19 protein-coding genes and 1 tRNA gene are annotated in these 19,359 nt (G+C 72.8%); 8 read left to right on the forward strand and 12 right to left on the reverse strand.

Features of this window, described 5'->3' with window-relative positions; all coding sequences use genetic code 11:
* Nucleotides 1-115: 115 nt before the first annotated feature.
* The 4 genes from purH to ASG29_RS02060 all read right to left on the reverse strand — a co-directional run bounded on the left by purH (nucleotide 116) and on the right by ASG29_RS02060 (nucleotide 5,765).
* Entirely contained in the window at nucleotides 116-1,690 is a 1,575-nt protein-coding gene (purH, locus tag ASG29_RS02045) for a bifunctional phosphoribosylaminoimidazolecarboxamide formyltransferase/IMP cyclohydrolase (protein ID WP_055979424.1), read from the reverse strand.
* A 202-nt stretch (nucleotides 1,691-1,892) separates the two neighbouring features.
* Nucleotides 1,893-3,623: a heparinase II/III domain-containing protein gene (locus ASG29_RS02050; RefSeq protein WP_055979427.1), complete on the reverse strand. Its 1,731-nt coding sequence runs from the start codon at nucleotides 3,621-3,623 to the stop codon at nucleotides 1,893-1,895.
* Nucleotides 3,620-4,279 (reverse strand): ribulose-phosphate 3-epimerase, encoded by a 660-nt coding sequence (gene rpe, locus ASG29_RS02055; protein ID WP_055979430.1) that lies wholly within the window; start codon nucleotides 4,277-4,279, stop codon nucleotides 3,620-3,622. Before rpe ends, ASG29_RS02050 begins: the two co-directional genes overlap by 4 nt.
* A gap of 190 nt (nucleotides 4,280-4,469) precedes the next feature.
* On the reverse strand, nucleotides 4,470-5,765 hold the full coding sequence (locus tag ASG29_RS02060; protein ID WP_055979432.1) for an RsmB/NOP family class I SAM-dependent RNA methyltransferase: 1,296 nt from the start codon (nucleotides 5,763-5,765) through the stop codon (nucleotides 4,470-4,472).
* A 39-nt stretch (nucleotides 5,766-5,804) separates the two neighbouring features.
* On the opposite strand from ASG29_RS02060, the gene ASG29_RS16265 reads away from it, so the two are divergent.
* Complete coding sequence (locus ASG29_RS16265) at nucleotides 5,805-5,966, forward strand: DUF1674 domain-containing protein (RefSeq protein WP_082515554.1); 162 nt, start codon at nucleotides 5,805-5,807, stop codon at nucleotides 5,964-5,966.
* A gap of 228 nt (nucleotides 5,967-6,194) precedes the next feature.
* On the opposite strand, the gene ASG29_RS02065 is transcribed toward ASG29_RS16265, so the two are convergent.
* Together ASG29_RS02065 and tsaD are read right to left on the reverse strand one after the other, a co-directional pair.
* Nucleotides 6,195-7,169, reverse strand: a complete 975-nt coding sequence (locus ASG29_RS02065; RefSeq protein ID WP_055979437.1) for an NAD(P)H-dependent glycerol-3-phosphate dehydrogenase — start codon at nucleotides 7,167-7,169, stop codon at nucleotides 6,195-6,197.
* Nucleotides 7,170-7,179: 10 nt separating this feature from the next.
* On the reverse strand, nucleotides 7,180-8,205 hold the full coding sequence (gene tsaD / locus ASG29_RS02070; protein WP_055980710.1) for a tRNA (adenosine(37)-N6)-threonylcarbamoyltransferase complex transferase subunit TsaD: 1,026 nt from the start codon (nucleotides 8,203-8,205) through the stop codon (nucleotides 7,180-7,182).
* A gap of 224 nt (nucleotides 8,206-8,429) precedes the next feature.
* On the opposite strand from tsaD, the gene hemC reads away from it, so the two are divergent.
* Genes hemC through ASG29_RS02085 form a run of 3 tightly spaced genes read left to right on the forward strand, consistent with a single transcriptional unit; the run spans nucleotide 8,430 to nucleotide 10,848 of the window.
* Nucleotides 8,430-9,326, forward strand: coding sequence for a hydroxymethylbilane synthase (gene hemC, locus ASG29_RS02075; protein ID WP_055979438.1), 897 nt, complete (start codon nucleotides 8,430-8,432; stop codon nucleotides 9,324-9,326).
* Complete coding sequence (locus tag ASG29_RS02080; protein WP_321163175.1) at nucleotides 9,323-9,982, forward strand: uroporphyrinogen-III synthase; 660 nt, start codon at nucleotides 9,323-9,325, stop codon at nucleotides 9,980-9,982. The genes hemC and ASG29_RS02080 overlap by 4 nt, the downstream gene beginning before the upstream one ends.
* Before the next feature lie 26 nt (nucleotides 9,983-10,008).
* The gene (locus ASG29_RS02085; protein ID WP_055979443.1) at nucleotides 10,009-10,848 is read left to right on the forward strand and encodes a hypothetical protein; all 840 of its coding nucleotides are present in this window, start codon (nucleotides 10,009-10,011) and stop codon (nucleotides 10,846-10,848) included.
* Nucleotides 10,849-11,072: 224 nt separating this feature from the next.
* Here ASG29_RS02085 and map read toward each other — a convergent pair whose 3' ends face one another.
* The 6 genes from map to ASG29_RS02115 form a co-directional block, all read right to left on the reverse strand.
* Nucleotides 11,073-11,837, reverse strand: a complete 765-nt coding sequence (gene map / locus ASG29_RS02090) for a type I methionyl aminopeptidase (protein WP_055979446.1) — start codon at nucleotides 11,835-11,837, stop codon at nucleotides 11,073-11,075.
* 1 nt (nucleotide 11,838) lies between these two features.
* Nucleotides 11,839-12,042 (reverse strand): ParD-like family protein, encoded by a 204-nt coding sequence (locus ASG29_RS02095; RefSeq protein WP_055980716.1) that lies wholly within the window; start codon nucleotides 12,040-12,042, stop codon nucleotides 11,839-11,841.
* Between the two features lie 49 nt (nucleotides 12,043-12,091).
* Nucleotides 12,092-12,901, reverse strand: coding sequence for a DUF72 domain-containing protein (locus ASG29_RS02100; RefSeq protein WP_055979449.1), 810 nt, complete (start codon nucleotides 12,899-12,901; stop codon nucleotides 12,092-12,094).
* Nucleotides 12,891-13,442 (reverse strand): DNA-3-methyladenine glycosylase I, encoded by a 552-nt coding sequence (locus ASG29_RS02105; protein WP_055979450.1) that lies wholly within the window; start codon nucleotides 13,440-13,442, stop codon nucleotides 12,891-12,893. The genes ASG29_RS02100 and ASG29_RS02105 overlap by 11 nt, the downstream gene beginning before the upstream one ends.
* Nucleotides 13,439-14,500 (reverse strand): bifunctional DNA-binding transcriptional regulator/O6-methylguanine-DNA methyltransferase Ada, encoded by a 1,062-nt coding sequence (gene ada / locus ASG29_RS02110; protein WP_055980719.1) that lies wholly within the window; start codon nucleotides 14,498-14,500, stop codon nucleotides 13,439-13,441. Before ada ends, ASG29_RS02105 begins: the two co-directional genes overlap by 4 nt.
* A 92-nt stretch (nucleotides 14,501-14,592) precedes the next feature.
* Nucleotides 14,593-14,667 (reverse strand) — tRNA-Gly (locus ASG29_RS02115).
* 219 nt (nucleotides 14,668-14,886) lie between these two features.
* Between ASG29_RS02115 and ASG29_RS02120 the strand changes: the two genes are divergently transcribed.
* The 4 genes from ASG29_RS02120 to ASG29_RS02135 all read left to right on the forward strand — a co-directional run bounded on the left by ASG29_RS02120 (nucleotide 14,887) and on the right by ASG29_RS02135 (nucleotide 19,238).
* Entirely contained in the window at nucleotides 14,887-15,597 is a 711-nt protein-coding gene (locus ASG29_RS02120; protein ID WP_055979453.1) for a response regulator transcription factor, read from the forward strand.
* A complete protein-coding gene (locus tag ASG29_RS02125) occupies nucleotides 15,594-16,934 on the forward strand; it encodes an ATP-binding protein (protein ID WP_055979456.1) in 1,341 nt (446 codons plus the stop codon). The genes ASG29_RS02120 and ASG29_RS02125 overlap by 4 nt, the downstream gene beginning before the upstream one ends.
* A gap of 73 nt (nucleotides 16,935-17,007) precedes the next feature.
* Nucleotides 17,008-17,703, forward strand: coding sequence for a carbonic anhydrase (locus ASG29_RS02130; RefSeq protein ID WP_055979458.1), 696 nt, complete (start codon nucleotides 17,008-17,010; stop codon nucleotides 17,701-17,703).
* Nucleotides 17,703-19,238, forward strand: coding sequence for a SulP family inorganic anion transporter (locus ASG29_RS02135; RefSeq protein WP_055979461.1), 1,536 nt, complete (start codon nucleotides 17,703-17,705; stop codon nucleotides 19,236-19,238). The genes ASG29_RS02130 and ASG29_RS02135 overlap by 1 nt, the downstream gene beginning before the upstream one ends.
* The last annotated feature ends 121 nt before the right edge of the window (nucleotides 19,239-19,359 follow it).

Here is a 19,359-nt window from a genome sequence, read left to right on the forward strand (position 1 = left end):
ACCACGGCGCTGCGCGCCGAGCGCGAGGTCGAGCCGTCCCCCGGACGGCTCTCGAACGCGCGGGGCGCGTTCGACCTCGCACTCCCCCTCCCCGAGCAAGCTCGGGGAGGATCGATCAATGCCGGAAATGCCGCATCCCGGTGAACACCATCGCGAGGCCCGCCGCATCCGCCGCGGCGATGACCTCGTCGTCGCGGATCGATCCGCCGGGCTGGATCACCGCGGTCGCGCCTGCCTCCACCGCTGCCAGCAGGCCGTCGGCGAAGGGGAAGAAGGCGTCCGACGCCACCGCCGACCCGATCGTGCGCGGCTGGGCCCAGCCCGCCTTGTCGGCCGCGTCCTTCGCCTTCCACGCCGCGATGCGCGCGCTTTCCAGGCGGTTCATCTGCCCCGCGCCGACGCCCGCGACCGCGCCGTCCTTGGCATAGACGATCGCGTTCGACTTCACGTGCTTCGCCACGGTCCAAGCGAACAGGCAGTCGGCCAGCTCCTGTTCGGTCGGCTGCCGCTGCGTCACCACCTTCAGTTCGGCGGCGGTGATCGCGCCCGCGTCGCGCGACTGCACCAGCCATCCGCCCGCGATCGACTTCGCCGACAGGCCCGCACGCCCGGCGTCGGGCAATTCGCCGGTCAGCAGCAGGCGCAAATTCTTGCGCGCGGCGAACAGCGCGATCGCCTCCTCGTCCGCGTCGGGGGCGACGACGACCTCGGTGAAGATGCCCGTGATCGCCTTCGCGGTGGTGCCGTCCAGCGGGCGGTTGACCGCGATGATGCCGCCGAACGCGCTGACCGTGTCGCACGCGAACGCCTCGGCATAGGCGGCCTCCAGCGTGTCCGCGGTGGCGACGCCGCACGGATTGGCATGCTTGACGATGACGCACGTCGGCGCGGCGTCGCGGAATTCGGCGATCAGCTCCAGCGCGGCGTCGGCGTCGTTGTAGTTGTTGTAGGACAGCGCCTTGCCCTGCACCTGCCGCGCCTGCCCGATGCCGCGCGCGGCGGGACCCGTGGCGGCGTAGAAGGCCGCGGCCTGATGCGGATTTTCGCCGTAGCGCAATTCGGGCCCGGCGCGCTTCAGCGTCATCGGCAGGGTTTCGGGGAAACGCTCGCCCTGATCGGCGAACGCGAACCAGCTCGCGATCGCGCCGTCATATTCCGCCGTCGTCGCGAACGCCTTCGCCGCCAGCCGCTTGCGCGTCGCCATCGTCGTCTCCCCGCTCGCGACCAGCGGATAGTCCGCCGGATCGGTCACGATCGCGACATAGGCGTGGTTCTTCGCCGCGGAGCGGACCATGCTGGGCCCGCCGATGTCGATATTCTCGACCACCTCGTCGCGCCCCGCGCCCTTCGCGACGGTCTGGACGAAGGGATAGAGGTTGACGACGACCAGATCGATCGCACCGATGTCATGTTCCGCCATCGACGCGGCATGCGCGGCATCGTCGCGCACCGCCAGCAACCCGCCATGGACCTTCGGGTGCAGCGTCTTGACGCGCCCGTCCATCATTTCGGGGAAACCGGTCAGCTCCGACACGTCCTTCACCGTCAGCCCGGCGTCGCGCAACGCCTTCGCGGTGCCCCCGGTGGAGACGAGTTCGACGCCCTTGTCGGCAAGCGAACGGGCGAGATCGACGAGCCCCGTCTTGTCGGAAACGGACAGGAGCGCGCGGCGGATCGGGATGCTGGTCATGCGCGCGGGCACTAGTCGGGGGGGCGGGGAAGGGCAACCGTGGTGAGGTTCACGCGGAGGCGCGGAGACGCGGAGAGGGTTCGCCTGTGGCCAAGTCCCGGCCGCCACCGGCGGCCATCCAGTTGAAGGTCTCGCTGAAGCGAAACGAAGGCCACAAGCGAGCCTCCTTTGCGTCTTCGCGTCTTCGCGAGAACCAACCTTCCTACCGCGCCCGTCGCAACGCCCATGCCACGCTCGCGCCGCCCGCCGCCGCCGATCCGCCGACGACGATCTGCTGCGTCGGCACGAACCGTCCGGCGGCGTCGACCCACACGCTTTCCTCCACCTCCAGCGTCTCCGCGCGGGTGCGGAATTGCCAGATCGCGCCCGACGGCGTGCGCAGGATCGCGGCCTGCCCGTCCGCGGTGCGCGCCGCCTCCACCCCCGGGCCGAGGTGGAAGCGCAAAGCGAAGGGCGTCGCGCGTTCCGCCCGGCGCGCGCGGCCCGCGGGGAGCAGCGCATCCTCGCCGCGCAATTCGCGCCCGTCCGCGGTCAGGATCAGCTGCCGCCGGTGCAGGAAGCCGAACCGGCGCGCATAGCCGTCGTGGCCGGCGTCGATCCGGCTCGCCACGTCCGATTCCTGCCGCGCCACGTCGACGCTGCCCACGCCCTTGCCCAGCGATCCGTCGGGGTGGAGCGCGGTGGAATTGGAATCCGCCACGACCAGGGTCGAATGCGCCGCGGTGGAGCGCAGGCCGCGTGCCGTCGCGGGCGCGACCTTCGCCGCCGCCGCGCGCGCGCCGCCGCAATTGACGATCAATCGGTCCGGCCCCTCGCTATATTCGAACGCCAGCGTGGAGGCGCAGCCGCCGTCCGCCGCGGTCGCCAGCGGCGGCGGCGCGGCATCGACCACCACCACCGCGCGCCCGCCGGTCAGCCGCTGATACCCCCATCCCTTCGCCTGCCGCAGCGGGCGGGGGTGCAGCCCGGCGGCGGCGAAGACGTCGGCCACCTGCGCCGCACCCGTCGCCGCGCCGCCCTGCCAGCTGGACAGCGCGCCGTTGCTCATCGTCACGCCCGCCAGCGCGGCGCCCATGCGCGTCAGCGTCGCGGCGACGTCCTCGGGCAGGTCGCGCCGCCGCGCCTCGTACGCCGCGCGCAGCAGCGCCAGGACCGCGATCCCCTCCGCCAGCGCCACCGGGGAACGGCTCGCGATCCCGCCGTCCTCCCCCACCGCCGCGGCCAGCGCGCGCGCCAGCCCCGCCTCGCCGAACGCCACGCGCGCGTCGCCGCCGGGCAGCAGCAGCCCCGCGGTGACGACGCCGCACCACGCCGCCAGCCGCTCCGGCCCCGGCCCCGCCTTGTCCGCCGCGCGATCCAGATGCCGCGCGGTCCGCGCGATCGCGTTCAGCACCTTCGACCGGAAGACGATGTCGCCGGACGACAGGATCAGCGGGGCATAGGCCGCCCACATCGCCAGCCGCCGCCCCGCCACCTCCGGCCGCCAGACGGGATCGCGCACCTTGTCCGCATGCGCGTCCAGCCAGCGCGCGGTCAGCGCCTCCGCCACCGGCACCGCGCGGTCGCGGTCGCGCGTCGCGGCCAGGTCGCGCAGCCAGACGAAGCCGTGCAGGTAATCGAGGAACGCCGCCCCCGGCTTCGCGGACGACAGGTCGACCGTCGCCGCGTCATGCGCCTCGCCCCCCGCGACCAGCCGCCCGTCGAGCAGCGCCAGCCCGGCGTCCGCGTCGCCGGGCATCGGATCGACCGGCACCGCCAGCAGCCGCAGGGGATGCCGCCCCTTCAGCCGCATGTCGTGCAGCGGGGTGCGCCACGTCAGCCGTTCGAGATAGTGCGCCAGCTTCTGGCTGAGCGATTGCGCCGCCGCGGGATCGGCACGGACCAGCCGCCGGCCGCTTTCGATGCCGTCGCCCCCGGCCGGCCCGTCGCTCATTCGCCGCGCAATGCCCGGATGTTGGCGGCATAGGCGTCCGGCCCGCCGCGGAAGGTGGCGGTTCCCGCGACCAGCGCGTCCGCCCCCGCCGCGATCGCCAGCTTCGCGGTCTCCACGTCGATCCCGCCGTCCACCTCCAGGTCGATGTCGCGCCCGCTGGCGTCGATCATCTTCCGGATCGCGGCGATCTTCTTCAGTTGGGACGGAATGAAATGCTGCCCGCCGAAGCCGGGATTGACGCTCATCACCAGCACCAGGTCGACCGTGTCGATCAGGTAATCCAGCATCTTCGCCGGCGTACCGGGGTTCAGCACCACGCCCGCGCGCAGCCCCAGCCCCTTGATATGCTGGATCGAGCGGTGGATGTGCGGCCCCGCCTCGACATGCACGGTGATGCAATCCGCCCCGGCGTCGGCGAAGGCGTCGAGATAGCGGTCGACCGGCGCGATCATCAGGTGAACGTCGAACGGCTTGTCCGTATACGGGCGCACCGCCTTCATCACCGCGGGACCGAAGCTGATGTTGGGCACGAAATGCCCGTCCATGACGTCGACGTGGATCCAGTCCGCCCCGGCGGCGTCGATCGCGCGGACCTCCTCCCCCAGCTTCGCGAAATCGGCGGAGAGGATGGACGGCGCGATGCGGACGGGTTTCATGTCCGCGATCGATAGCGCGGGTTTCGTTCGGGGTCCAAACCGAAACGGGCGGCCTCGACCGCAAATGTCGGTCGCGCGCCCGATACCCTTTCCCCGTCATGCCGGATCCGTCCCGGCATCCACCGGGCGACAGGCGGTGACGGCGCGGGGGGGGCGACGTTGCGACCGGACGCGCGACCGTCGACCCGATCTAGCCGGAAGCGCGGACGAATCGCGCGACGAAGAATCCGTCGCATCCGCCCGCGTCCGCCAGCGTCCCGGGCACCGTCCGCACGAACCCCGCCGCGGTCGGCGCGATGCCCGCGGGCAGCTCCGCCGCCTGCACCGGCGCGACCGCGAAATCCGCGCGCGCCGACAGGAAGCGCGCCGCCTGCTCCTCCCCCTCCGCGCGTTCCAGCGAGCAGGTGGCGTAGACCAGCGTCCCGCCCGGCCGGACCCAGTCCGCCGCGCGCGCCAGGATCGCCGTCTGAAGCGCCGCCATGTCCGCGACGACGCCGTCGTGCGCGCGGTACAGGACGTCCGGATGGCGGCGGAAGATGCCCGTGGCGCTGCACGGCGCGTCGACCAGCACGCCGTCGGCGGGCGCGTCGGGCGCCCAGTCGAGCACGTCGCCGATCACCACGTCGAACGCGACGCCGATGCGGTCGCGATTCTCGAAAAGTCGCGCCGCGCGACTTTCGGACGCGTCGACCGCGGTGACCCTGTGCCCCGCGGCGGCGAGCTGGAGCGACTTGCCCCCGGGCGCGGCGCACAGGTCCAGCACGTCGGCGCCCGCCCCGGCCAGCAGGCGCGCGGGGATGGAGGCGGCGAGGTCCTGCACCCACCAGGCGCCGTCGTCGAATCCGGGCAGCGCCGCGATCGGCCCCGCATCGGTCACGCGGACATGACCGGGCGCCAGGCTGACACCCCCCAGCCGCGCCGCCCAGGCGTCCGTCTCGCCCGCGTCGCGCAGCGTCAGGTCCAGCGGCGGCGGCACCGCGATGGCGCGCGCCGCGCCCGCGACCGCGTCCGCCCCCCAGGCCGCGCCCCATCGCGCGGCGACCGCCGCGGGCAGGGTCGGCACGTCGGGCAGGGCGGCGTTGCCGCGCATCAGCGATCCGAACACGCCGTGGACCAGCCGTTTCGGCCCGCCGTCGACCAGCGGCAGGACCGTGGCGATCGCGGCATGCGGCGGGGTGCGCAGCGCCAGCACCTGGACCAGTGCGATCCGCAGCACGAACCGCGCCTTGGCGTCGTCGGCCAGCCGCATCCGCGTCGCGCCGTCGATCAGCGCATCCAGATCGGGCAGCCGCCGCAGCGTTTCCGCCGCGATGGCATGCGCCAGCCCGCGGTCCGGCCCGCCCGGCAACGCGCGCGTGGCGAGCGCCAGGGCGGATTCCAGCGGCTCCCCCCGCCGCAGCACGGCATCGAGCAGGCGCAGCGCGGCACGGCGCGCGGCGGTGCCCAGCGGTTCGGGCGGCTGGCGGCCCGGGTTGTGATTGACCATGCGCGCGCTTACGTCGGGATGCCACGCAGGAGCAATCCCATGGGCAAGCGCCCCGACCACGTCAAACCGCCCGCGTACCTGACGCCCAACACCCCCGTCCCCGCCCCCGAACCGATGGTGCGGCCCGCGGAGGACCCGCTCGGCCGCGATCCGGTACGGTTCGGGGATTGGGAGAAGAAGGGCGTGGCGATCGATTTTTAGGGGCGGGCGAAGCGGACCACTCAACATCCGTTCGGGCTGAGCGCAGTCGAAGCCTATGCACGACCCACGGCGCAGACCCTTCGACTTCGCTCAGGGCGAACGGAGGGTGGAAAGGTGCGGGTGGCCCTTGCCGGTGTTCCTGCGAAAGCAGGAACCCAGAGCGGCGATGCCGTCCGTTACCCTGGGTTCCCGCCTTTCGCAGGAAGACGAAACAGACGGCAACGCCCCCTACCCCTCGCCCCGCAGCGGTCGCGCCAGCAGGTCGCCGATCACTGCGGCCACGTCCGCCCCGTCCAGCAAGCGGCACACCGCCTCCACGATCGGCATGTCCACGCCGTCGGCCCGCGCCACGTCGCGCAGCGCGGGGGCGGTGAAGGCGCCTTCCGCCACGGTCCGCCGGTTCGCCAGCAGCGCCGCGGCATCCTCCCCGCGCCCGATGCCCGCGCCGAGCGAGAAGTTGCGCGACTGCGTCGAGGAGCAGGTCAGGACCAGGTCGCCCAGCCCCGACAATCCCGCCAGCGTCTCGACCCGGGCGCCCTTCGCCAGGCCGAACCGCGTCATCTCCGCGAACCCGCGCGCGATCAGCGCGGCGCGCGCATTCTGGCCCAGCCCCGCGCCGTCGACCACGCCGCACGCGATCGCCAGCACGTTCTTGACCGCGCCGCCGATCTCCGCGCCGATCACGTCGGCGGAGCCGTAGGGCCGGAACGCCGGCCCCGCGAGCCGCGCCGCCAGCGCCTCGCGCAGCGCCGCATCCTCGCACGCCAGCGTCACCGCGGTCGGCAGTCCGGTCGCCACCTCGTGCGCGAAGGTGGGGCCGGACAGGACCGCGATCGGCGCGTCGGGGCACGCGGCGCGCGCCACCTCGCCCACCAGCCGCCCCGATCCCGCCTCGATCCCCTTCGCGCACAGCACCAGCGGCGTCGCCCCCACCGGGGCAGTCGCCAGCACACGCCCGACATGCTGCGCCGGGGCGACGACCAGCAGCGCGTCGCACGGCGCCAGATCGCCGAGGTCCCCCGTCGCGCGGATCGACGGCGACAGCGGGACGCCGGACAGGAACAGGCGATTCTCGTGGTCGGCGTTGATCCCCGCGACCACTTCCTCTTCCAGCGCCCACAGCAGGACGGCCGCGCCGTCGCGCGCGGCGACCTGCGCCAGTGCGGTGCCCCACGCCCCGCCGCCGATCACGCCTATGCGCATTCCGGGATCCTCATGCCTTCACCCCCGCGCCGCGCACCGCCTCGGCATCCGGATCGAGCGGCCAGCGCGCGCGCGCCGGCGCGTCCAGCCCGTCGGTCATCCCGGCGGCGAAGCGTTCCGCCCCCGCCCATCCGATCATCGCGGCATTGTCGGTACACAGCCACAGCGGCGGCGCGACGAAGCGCAGCCCGTGCCGCGTCGCCAGTTCCCGCAACGCCTCGCGCACCGCCAGGTTCGCCGCGACCCCGCCCGCCACGACCAGGGCGGTGGCGCCGTGGCTGTGCCGCAATGCGCGCGCGGTCCGGTCGATCAGGCAATCGACCACCGCCGCCTGGAACGACGCCGCCACGTCCGCCGCGGCATGATGCGGCGCGGCGCGCATCACCGCCGCCTTCAGCCCCGCGAAGGAGAAATGCGGCTCCGCCGATCCCTTCAGCGGGCGCGGCAGCGGCACTGCGGTCGCATCGCCCGCCAGCGCCGCCTGCTCCACCGCCGGTCCGCCGGGGAAGCCCAGGCCCAGGATCTTCGCGCTCTTGTCGAACGCCTCGCCCACCGCATCGTCGATCGTCGTCGCCAGCCGGCGGTAGCGCGCGACCCCCTCGACCAGCAGCAACTGGCAATGCCCGCCGGACACCAGCAGCAGCAGGTACGGGAAGTCGAGGTCGGGATCGGACAGCCGCGGGCTGAGCGCGTGACCCTCCAGATGGTTGACCGCCACGAACGGCTTGCCCGCGGCGTGCGCCAGCGCCTTGCCGGTGACGAGGCCGACCATGACGCCCCCGATCAGCCCCGGCCCCGCGGTCGCCGCGACGGCATCGACGTCGTGGATCGTACATCCCGCGTCGGCGAAGGCGGCGGCGATCAGCGGCTCCAGCGCCTCGACATGCGCGCGCGCCGCGATCTCGGGCACCACCCCGCCATAGGGGCGGTGCGCCGCCTCCTGCCCCGCCAGCCGGTGCGCCAGCACGCGGCGGTCCCCGGTCACGAGCGCGGCGGCGGTCTCGTCGCAGGAGGATTCGAGGCCCAGGATCAGCATGGCCGCCATGTAGGGCCGATGGGGGCCGGGCGTCGAGAGGCCACCACCCGTCGCGACATCCGTCATGCCGGACCTGATCCGGCATCCATCGTGCCGCGAGAGCGGGAAGCGTTGGCCTCGCGGCACGATGGACCCCGGATCAAGTCCGGGGTGACGGATGTGAGGGATGTCCTCCGACGACACCGAGGTTGCGGCTCCCTCCGCAACCCGCCAAGGCGGCGCGCATGTTCCGGCTCGGCACCCGTGGTTCCCCGCTCGCGCTCACCCAGGCGGGTCTGGCGCGCGACGCGTTGATGCGCGCGCACGGATGGGCGGACGTGGAGATCGTCGTCATCCGCACCACCGGCGACCGCGTGCAGGATCGCGCGCTGGCGGAGATCGGGGGCAAGGCGCTGTGGACGAAGGAGCTGGATCGCGCGCTGCTGGCGGGCGAGGTCGACGCCTGCGTCCATTCGATGAAGGACGTGGAGACGATCCGCCCCGCCGCCATCGCCATCGCCGCGATGCTGCCGCGGGCGGACGTGCGCGACCGGCTGATCGGTGCGGACAGCGTCGCCGCGCTCCCGCGGAACGCGGTCGTGGGCACCAGCAGCCCGCGCCGCGCGGCGCAGCTCGGCCGCCTGCGCCCCGACGTGCGCACCACCCTGTTCCGCGGCAACGTGGACACGCGGCTGGGGAAGCTGGCGGCGGGGGACGTCGACGCGACATTGCTCGCCGCCGCCGGGCTCGACCGGCTCGGCCGCCACGATACCGGGGCGCCGGTCCCGCTCGAAACCATGCTCCCCGCCCCGGCGCAGGGCGCGGTGGGACTGGAGACGCTGCGCGACGGTCCCGCCCGCGCGCTGGCGGGGGCGATCGACGATGCGGAAACCGGCATCGCGGTCCGCGCCGAACGCGCCCTGCTCGCGGGCCTCGGCGGCGACTGCCATTCCCCCATCGCCGCGCTCGCCTTCCGCCGCGACGGCGCGTTGCTGCTGTCCGCGCAATTGCTGTCCGCGGACGGGCGCGAATGCGTGGAGGGGCAGATGACGGGCGCCGATCCCGACGCGCTCGGCGCCGCGCTGGCGCAGGACCTGCTCGCGCGCGCGCCCGCGACGGTGCGCGCGCTGTTCGCGCGGTGATCCCCCGCGCGGCGCTGGTGCTGCGCCCCGAACCGGGCGCCGCCGCGACGCTGGCGCGACTCGCCGCCGCGGGCATCCGCGCCACCGCGGTGCCGCTGTTCCGCATCGCCCCCGTCGCCTGGTCGCGTCCCGCGGGCACGTTCGACGCGCTGCTGCTGACCAGCGCCAACGCGCTGCGCCACGGCGGCGACGCGCTCGATGCGGTGCGCGATCTTCCCGTCGTCGCGGTCGGCGCCGCCACCGCGCGGGCGGCAGGCGACGCGGGCTTCGCGGTGGTGGCGACCGGCATGTCGGACGCCGCGGGAGCGATCGCGGCGGCGGCGGCGTGGCCGCGGCTGCTTCACCTGGCGGGGCGCGAGCGCGTCGCCATGCGCGGCGTGACCGCGGTGACGGTCTATGCCGCCGATCCGCTCGCGCTCCCGGACGGCGCGCTCGCCGCCGCGGTCGACGGCGTCGTCCTGCTCCATTCCCCGCGCGCCGCCGCGCGCTTCGCCGCGCTGTCGCAGGGACTGCCGCGCGACCGGATCAGGATCGCCGCGCTCAGCGATGCGGTCGCGCGCGCCGCGGGCACGGGCTGGGCGCGGATCGCGGTCGCGCCGCACCCAGACGACGCCGCGCTGGCGGCGGTCGCCGCATCGCTGGCGATTGACCCGTGACGCGCGCGCGAGGATAAGCTGGACGCATGAGTGACGCAGGCTACGACGAGCGGCCCCGCCCGCGTCAACGGATCGGCCCCGTGGTGGTGATCGCGACGATCGCCTTCCTGGTCGGCCTGGGGCTGATGGTCTTCGCGATCCGCAACACCCCCGGCTGGCTGTCGGGCATGACCCCGGCGGAACAGCAGCGGCCGGTCGCCGCCGCCCCCGCACAGGCCACGCCCGCGCCCGCCCCCACGCCCGCGATCGACACGGTGACGCTGGCGACGCGGGAGGCCGCGCTGGGCGCGCAGCTTTCGGCGCTGGAGGCGCGCGCCGCGACGATCAACGCCGACTCCGCCGCCGCCGCCGCCCGCGCCGCGCGGGCGGAGGGGATCCTGGTCGCCTTCGCCGCGCGCCGCGCGCTCGATCGCGGCGTCGGGCTCGGCTATCTGGAGGAGCAGGTGCGCCAGCGCTTCGGCGCGACGATCCCGCGCGAGACGAACACGATCATCCAGGCCGCGCGCGCACCGGTGACGATCGAGGACCTGCGCATCGGCCTCGACGCCGCGCAGCCGACCCTGCTGGCGGGCGACAGCGACTGGTGGGCGGGGATCGGCAGCGAGCTGCGCAACCTGGTCGTCATCCACCGCGCGGGCACGCCCTCCCCCCTCCCCGCCGACCGGGTCGCGCGCGCGCGCCGGATGCTGGACGCAGGCAATGTGGAGGCAGCACTGGGCGAGATCGCGCGCCTGCCCGGCGCGGCGCAGGCGCAGAACTGGACCGCCGCCGCGCAGCGCTACGTCGACGCCCACCGCGCGCTCGACACGCTGGAGGCCGCGGCGATCACCGGCGCGGTCGCGCAGCCCGCGGGGGCGTATCGGTAGGCGGTCCGTCATGCCGGGCTCGTCCCGGCATCCACCGCGCCGCTGGAGCAAGCGGCGTCGGACCCGCGGCACGCCAGCCTCCCGACGCCCTTCCCCGACGAACGCCGGAGGAGGGATGAAAGCACGCGGTCGCCCAGCCCCCATTGTGCTCCCGCGAAGGCGGGAGCCCAGTCCCGGTCCCCGCCTCCGCGGGGACACGAGGACGTTGCGCGTAAGCGGCCGACCTACCCCCGCCGCTCCCCCTTCCGCAGCGTCAGCACCTCCACCCCCGTCCGCGTCACCGCCACCGTATGCTCGAACTGCGCGGACAGTTTCCCGTCCGCCGTCATCACGGTCCACCCGTCGTCCGCGGTCGACACCTTCCGGCTGCCCTGGTTCAGCATCGGCTCCACCGTGAAGGTCATCCCCTCGCGCAGGAGCGCGCCCGTCCCCGGCCGGCCGAAGTTCAGCACCTGCGGCTCCTCGTGCATCTCGCGCCCGATGCCGTGGCCGCAGAAGTCGCGGACCACGGCGTAGCCGTGCTTCTTCGCATGTCGCTCGATCGCGTGGCCGATGTCGCCGACGTGCGCGCCGGGGCGCACCGCGCCGATCCCCTTCCACATCGCCTCCTGCGCCACGCGTACCAGCCGCCGCGCGTGCGGGGGCACGTCGCCGACCATGTACGTCTTGCTCGAATCCGCGATGAAGCCATGCTTCTCCAGCGTGATGTCGAGGTTCACGATGTCGCCGTCGCGGATGACGGCGCGCGCGTCGGGCACGCCGTGGCAGACGACGTGGTTGATCGAGCTGTTGAGCACGTGCGCGAAGCCGTATTGCCCCTTGCTCGCGGGGCGCGCGTGCAGGTCGTCGGTGATGAAGCGATCGACGATCCCGTCGATCTCCAGCGTCGACAGGCCCGACAGGTCGCGCGCGTCCAGCATCTCGAACACCGACGCCAGCAACGCGCCCGCCGCGCGCATCGATTCCAATTCCGCCGCGGTCTTGACCATCTCAGGCGGCGCGGTCGCGCGGCGCCGCCTGCGCCTGCGCCAGCTGCATCGCGACGATGTCGTTGAACGCCATCGTCGGGTTCGCCTCCGCCAGCATCCCGATCGTCATCCAATATTCCGCCTGCGCGTTGATCGACCGGCACATGACGCCGCTCGCGCGCCGCGCTTCCTCGTGCAGGTCGTCGTCGATCTTCACGATACCCATGAACCGCCCCATCGCTATACGGTCCGTATATGGATCGTATCCCGCGCCGTCAAACCGTGCCTGTCCGCTCGAGCAGCGCCATCGCCGCCGCGGGGGCGCGCACCTTCGCGCCGTTTATCAGGAACACGAACGTGTCGCGCGGCACCACCCGCGCGGGGTCCGCGACCCGGGGCAGCCCGTCCGGCGTGCGTCCGGCGGCCAGGTCGCGCGCCATGGCCGCGAACCCGTCCAGCCCGGCGGCGGCATAGCCCAGCGGCTCCGCCTCCTGCGCATCCTCCAGCCGGACATAGGCGAAATCGCCCGACACGTCCGCGATCGCGGGATAATCGTCCGACCGGGCATAGACGATCGCCACCCCCGCCGCGCGGCACAGCGCGACGAAAGCGGGCGTCGCGAACGTCTCGTGCCGCACATGCACCGCGTGGCGCAACGCCACGCCCTCGTGCGCGGACGGCAGCAGCTTCAGGAACGCGCCGAAATCGTCGGCGTCGAACCTGCGCGTGCCCGCGAACTGCCACAATATCGGCCCCAGCTTCTCGCCCAGCTCCACGATCCCCTGCCCGACGAAGCGCGCGATCGATTCCCCCGCCTCCGCCAGCACCTTGCGCGTCACGCAATAGCGCGACGCCTTCAGCGCGAAGACGAAGCCGTCGGGGGCGGTGTCGCGCCAGCCCGCGAAGGTCGCGGGCTTGAACCCGCTGTAGAAGGTGCCGTTGACCTCGATCGCGGTGACGTGGCGGCTGGCATATTCCAGCTCGCGCCGGATCGGCCATTTCGGCGGATAGAAGGCGCCGCCGCGCCACGGTTCGTAGGTCCAGCCGCCGATGCCGACGCGGATCGCGCCTTTCCTATCCGTCATGGTCGTGGCTCCGTCGAAAACACTGCGGCTCGTGATCGTCGATCACGCCCGTCGCCTGCAACCAGGCGTGCACGATGACCGGCCCGACGAACGTGAACCCGCGCGCCTTCAACGCCGCGGACACCGCATCGCCCGGCGGCGACCGCACCATCGACCCGGTCCCGCGCCACGGCTCCCCGTCGACGAAGCCCCAGACGAACGCGGCGAAATCGGGGATCGCCAGATACGCCTGCGCATTGCGGATCGTGGCCGCGATCTTCGCGCGCGACCGCACGATCCCGGCATCGCGCATCAGCCGTTCCACGTCCGCCTCGCCCCAGCCGGCGATCCGTTCCGGCACGAATCCCTCGAACGCGGCGCGGAAGGCGTCGCGCTTGCGCAGGATCGTGATCCACGACAGCCCGGCCTGGAACCCGTCCAGCACCATCTTCTCCCACAAGGCGCGCGGATCGCGCTCCGGCACGCCCCACTCGCGGTCGTGATAGGCGCGCAGCAGCGGATCGGTCGTCGCCCAGCGGCAGCGCGCGTCGTCGTCGTTCATCCCGCCTCCCGCAGTAACAACGCGCGTTTCCGTTCCACGCCCCAGCGATAGCCCGACAGCGCGCCGTCGGTCCGTACCACGCGATGGCACGGAATCGCGACCGCATGCGCATTGGCCGCGCACGCCCCCGCCACCGCGCGCACCGCCGCGGGCGCGCCGATCCGCGCCGCGATCTCGGCATAGCCGACGGTCCTGCCCGCCGGGATGCGGCGCAACGCCTCCCACACCCGGCGCTGGAACGCGGTCCCGCGGATGTCCAGCGGCAGGTCGATGCCCATCCCCGGCGCCTCCACCAGTCCCGCGACCTGCGCGACGATCCGTTCGTACGCCCCGTCCCCGCCGATCAGCCGCGCGTCCGGGAAACGGTCCTGAAGCTCGCGCACCAGCGCGTCGGCATCGTCGCCCAGAAGGATCGCCGCGACCCCCGCCGCGCTCGACGCCACCAGCAACGCGCCCAGCGAGGTCGCGCCGACCGCGAAGCGCAATTCCTCCGCCCCGCCCCCGGCACGGTAGCGCGACGGCGCCATCCCCAGCATCGCGGGCGCGGCGTCGTAGAAGCGCGCGCTGGACCCGAACCCCGCCTCGAACAGCGCGGCGGTGACGTTCGCGCCGGCGGACAGCGCCGCCTGCACCCGCGCCGCACGGTGCGCAGCGGCATAGGCGTGCGGCGTCACCCCGGTCTGCGCCTTGAACAACCGGTGGAAATGCGCCGCGCTCAGCCCCGCCGCCGACGCCAAGTCCGCCAGCGGCACGCGCGCCTCCGCCGCCTCGATCGTCCGGCACGCCGCCTCGACCAGCGCGGCATTCTCCGCGGCGCGCGACGATCCGTCGGGATTGCAGCGGCGACACGCCCGGAATCCCGCGGCCCGCGCCTCCTCCGGCGTATCGTGGATCGCGACATTCTCCGGCCGCGCCGCCCGCGACGGGCAGGACGGGCGGCAGTAGACGCCCGTCGTGGCGACCGAATACCAGAAATGGCCGTCGGCGGCCGGATCGCGCGCCACGATCCTGGCCCAGCGCGGATCGGCCGCGGTGTCGTGTGAAGGTCGGTTCGTCATCCCTGCATCGTCGCAGCGATCGCCCACCGGCGCATCCCGCTTCCTGCGGTCGAATCGACGATTGGTCGAACGGCCGCCTGTCGGCGGCACGCTGGAGCGGGCGAAGGGATTCGAACCCTCGACCCCAACCTTGGCAAGGTTGTGCTCTACCCCTGAGCTACGCCCGCTCTGGCGCCATGGCCCGGACGGTCCGGGCGGGTGGAGGCGGCGCCACTAGCATCGGTGCGATAGGGCCGCAAGCCGTATTCGGCGCCCGTCGCGAAAGGGGCCGGTCGCCCGCCGCCGGAGCCGCGGCGCGGGCGCGGCCGGATCGCGCCGAATGTGTCATTTTGCTGCCGCGCGGGGGCGCGTTGACCGCGCCGTCGCGCTTGCCTAACCCCGCCCGCATGACCGCCCCCACCATCCTGCTCGTCGAGGACGATCCCTCGCTCCGGATGCTGACCGCGCGGGCGTTGCAGGAGAACGGCTTCCTCGTCCGCCCCGCGTCCGCCGCCCCGGAAATGTGGCTCGCGTTCGATTCGGGGCCGGTCGACCTCGTCCTGCTCGACATCATGCTGCCGGGCACCAGCGGGATCGACCTGTGCCGCGCGCTGCGCCAGCGCAGCGACGTGCCGATCATCTTCATGAGCGCGCGTGCGAGCGAGACCGACCGCGTCGTCGGGCTGGAACTGGGCGCGGACGATTACATCGCCAAGCCGTTCGGCACCCGCGAACTGGTCGCGCGCGTCCGCGCCGTGCTGCGCCGCCCGCCGCTGGACCGGACGACGGGCGCGGGCGACCAGGGGATGATGACGTTCGACGGCTGGACGATCAACCTGCCGCGCCGCGAACTGTCGTCCCCCACCGGCGGGATCGTCGACCTGACGGGGGCGGAATTCGACCTGCTGACCGTCCTGGCCGACCATGCGCAGCGCGTGATCGCGCGCGAACGGCTGATCGAACTGTCGCGCACCCGGCTGGGCGACAGTTCGGACCGCTCGATCGACGTGCTGGTCAGCCGGTTGCGACGCAAGCTGGGCGTGGCGGGCAATGCCGCGCCGATCGTGACGGTGCGCGGCGTCGGCTACATGCTGAACGCGCCGGTGGAGCGGCATTGAAGCGATTGTTTCCCCGACCCTGGCGGCGCCCCGCGATCGGGCTGCTGGGGCAGGTGCTCGCGATCCTGCTGCTGACCATCATCATCGAATTCGGCGCCAGCACGCTCCTGTACGAACGCGCCAGCCGCTACGCGGTGCAGGACGACGAGGCGAACCGGCTGGCCGAACATCTGGTCATCAGCCGCCGGCTGGTCGCCGAACGCCCGATCGCGCAGCGACCGGGAATGGCCGCGGAGCTGAGCACCGACCGCTACCTCGTCCAGTGGCGGGAGGCGATGCCGCCGCCGCCGCCGCTCGCCCCCATGCTCGACGCGATGAGGAGCCAGGTGGTGGCGTGGGAACCGTCGCTGGCGAAGACGGACCTCAGGCTGCGGCTGGTGTCGCCGGGGCGCAGTTCCGCGGTGTCGGGCGGCCTGATGCTGGACGACGGCAGCTGGCTGTACTTCCGCACGCTGGAACCCGTCGCGGACATCAACCTGGCGTTCGAGCGCGTGGCGCTGGCCATGGTGCCCGCGATCGCGCTGATGGTCCTGGGGGCGGTGGTGCTGCGCCAGCTGCTGCTGCCGCTGCGGCGGCTGGCGGCGGCGGCGGAGCGCGTCGGGCACGGCGACGCGGTGCCGCTGGACCCGGACGGGCCGGGCGAGGTGCGCCGCGTCATCGTCGCCTTCAACGCGATGCAGGAGCGCATCTCCTCGCTCATCGCGGGACGGACGCAGGCGCTGGCGGCGGTGGGCCACGACCTGCGCACCCCGCTGGCGCGGCTGCACCTGCGCACCGAATCGCTGGCCGACGCGGAAACGCGCGCGGCGATCGGCGGCGACGTGGCGGAGATGGAGGCGATGATCGCGTCCCTGCTCGCGTTCCTGGGCGGGGAGGCGGATCCGGAACGCCCGTCGCGCGTCGATCTGGCGGTGATGTGCGCCACGCTGGCGGACGATGCGCAGGATCGCGGGCGCGACGCCGACTATATCGGGCCCGACCATTGCGAATGGACCGTCCGCCGTCTGGCGTTGAAACGCGCGGTCGGCAACCTGGTCGACAACGCGCTGCATTACGGCGATCGCGTGCGGATCACGCTCGACCCCGGCGACGGACGCCTCGCCATCCGGGTGGAGGACGACGGCCCCGGCATTCCGGAGGAGAAGCTGGGCATCGTGCTGGAACCGTTCGTCCGGCTCGACCCCGCGCGCGGGCGCGACACCGTGGGCTTCGGCCTGGGCCTGCCGATCGTGCGCGAGGCGGTGACGATGGAGGGCGGCACCCTGACGCTGTCGAACCGGCCGGGGGGCGGACTGTGCGCGGAAATCCTGCTCACCGCCGTTGCGGCAACGAAATAACACAAAGCCGCCGCGTGGCGGCAAAGGGCGGACCGTACATACCCTGTCCGATTGCAGACAGGAGAATTCCGCCGTGAACGATGTCATTGGCCGCGTCGTCAGTTTCGAGAAGCAGGTCTTCCCGGCGGGACGCGCCCTGTACAACAAGCTGGCGACCGACGGGCAGTTCCCCAAGGCGCTGATGATCGGATGCTCCGATTCGCGCGTCGTGCCCGAACATATCATGCAGGCGGAGCCGGGGGACCTGTTCGTCTGCCGCAACGCGGGCAACATCGTGCCGCCCTATTCGACCGCGAACGGCGGCGTGACCTCGACGGTGGAATATGCCGTCATGGCGCTGGGCATCACCGACATCATCGTCTGCGGCCATTCCGACTGCGGCGCGATGAAGGGGCTGGCGGGCGATCCGGCGAAGCTGGAATCGATGCCCAACGTCGTCGCCTGGCTGCGCCACGGCGCCGCCGCGCGGCAGGTGGTGGACCAGAGCTACCCCGAGATGGACGACCGCTCGCGCGTCCGCGCGATCAGCCTCGAGAACGTCAGCGCCCAGCTGGCGCACCTGCGCACCCATCCGTCGGTCGCGGCCGGGCTCGTCCGCGGCGAAATCTCGCTCCACGGCTGGTTCGTGGACATCCACGAGGGCGTGATCCTCGGCCTCGACGGCGAAACCGGCCGCTTCGTGCCGATCCGGGAGGAAACGCCGATGCCGGTCGCGCATCCCGCGGCGCGGCGCCTGGCCGCCGACTTCCTGTCGGAGGCAGCCGAATAATGGAACATTCGGCGATCGCGAAGCCGGGGGTATCGATCCCCCGGCTCGAATTCTTCGGACGCGACTTCACCGCGTCCATCGTCGTGTTCCTCGTCGCCATGCCGTTGTGCATGGGGATCGCGATCGCCTCGGGCGTGCCCCCCGAAAAGGGACTCATCACCGGCATCATCGGCGGCATCGTCGTCGGCGCGCTGGCCGGATCGCCGCTACAGGTCAGCGGCCCCGCCGCGGGCCTGGCGGTCATCGTGTTCGAACTGGTGCGCGACCACGGCCTGTCCGCGCTCGGCCCGATCCTGATCCTCGCCGGCGCGATCCAGGTCGCGGCGGGCATCTTCCGCCTGGGCGGCTGGTTCAAGGCGATCAGCCCGGCGGTGGTCCACGGGATGCTCGCGGGCATCGGCGTGCTGATCGTGATCGGACAGTTCCACGTCCTGTTCGACGAACGCCCCCTGTCCAGCGGGCCGGAGAATCTCGCCGCGATGCCCGCGCGCCTGCTGGGCCTGTCGATGGACATCCAGTCCGCGGAACGCGCCTTCGCGGTCGCGCTGGCGACGATCGCGGCGATGCTGGGGTGGGAGAAATTCCGCCCGGCGGCGTTGCGGCTGGTCCCCGGCGCGCTCGTCGGCGTGCTTGCGGGCACCGCGGTGGCGATCGTGTTCGCGCTGGACGTCGCGCGCGTCGTCGTGCCCACCAACATCCTGTCCGCGGTCACTCCGCCGGACGGCACCGCCCTGTCGTTCCTGATGAACCCGTCGATCATCGCATCGGCCTTCGCCATCGCGTTCATCGCCTCGGCGGAAACGTTGCTGTCGGCGGCCGCGGTGGACAAGATGCACGACGGCGTGCGCACCGACTACAATAAGGAACTGCGCGCCCAGGGCATCGGCAACCTGCTGTGCGGCTGGGCCGGATCGCTGCCGATGACCGGCGTGATCGTCCGCTCCTCCGCCAACGTGCAGGCGGGCGCGATCACGCGCGCCTCCGCCATCATGCACGGCGCCTGGATCCTCGGGTTCGTCGCGCTGCTGCCCTTCATCCTGCGGCAGATCCCGATGGCGGCCCTGGGGGCGATCCTGGTCGTCACCGGCTGGCGGCTGGTCAGCGTGCGCCACGCGCGCCACCTGTATCGCGACTATGGCGTGATGCCGGTCACGATCTGGGCCACCACGCTCATCATGGTCGTGGCGACGGACCTGCTGACCGGCGTGCTGGTCGGCATCGCGCTGACCACGCTGGAACTGGTGCCGCACCTGCGCCGCCTGCGCCTGCGCGTCGTGGAAGCGACCGGGGACGACGGCGCGCACGACATTGCGCTGGACGGCGCGGCGACGTTCGTGTCGCTGCCCAAGCTGGTGGAGACGCTGGACCGCGTGCCCGCGGGCACGCCGGTGCGCATCGACGCCTCGCGACTCGACGCGGTGGACCACACCAGCGCGGAGATGCTGCGCGACTGGTTCCAGCGCCGTCGCGCGGCGGGGAACGACACCGAACTGACCGGCGGGCGTGGCCGTATCGCCACACTCAACGACCACTGAGTCGGGTGGAAACATTTTGACGCAATAAGGAAACATCGCTGCAACGCAGCACGAATACCTCGGGAGGGTGGCCAGTGGTCGCCCTCCCGTTTTCGTAGCGGGGGAGAGCGGCGCGGATCAC

It is taken from the genome of Sphingomonas sp. Leaf412, assembly GCF_001425405.1.
Taxonomy (GTDB): domain Bacteria; phylum Pseudomonadota; class Alphaproteobacteria; order Sphingomonadales; family Sphingomonadaceae; genus Sphingomonas.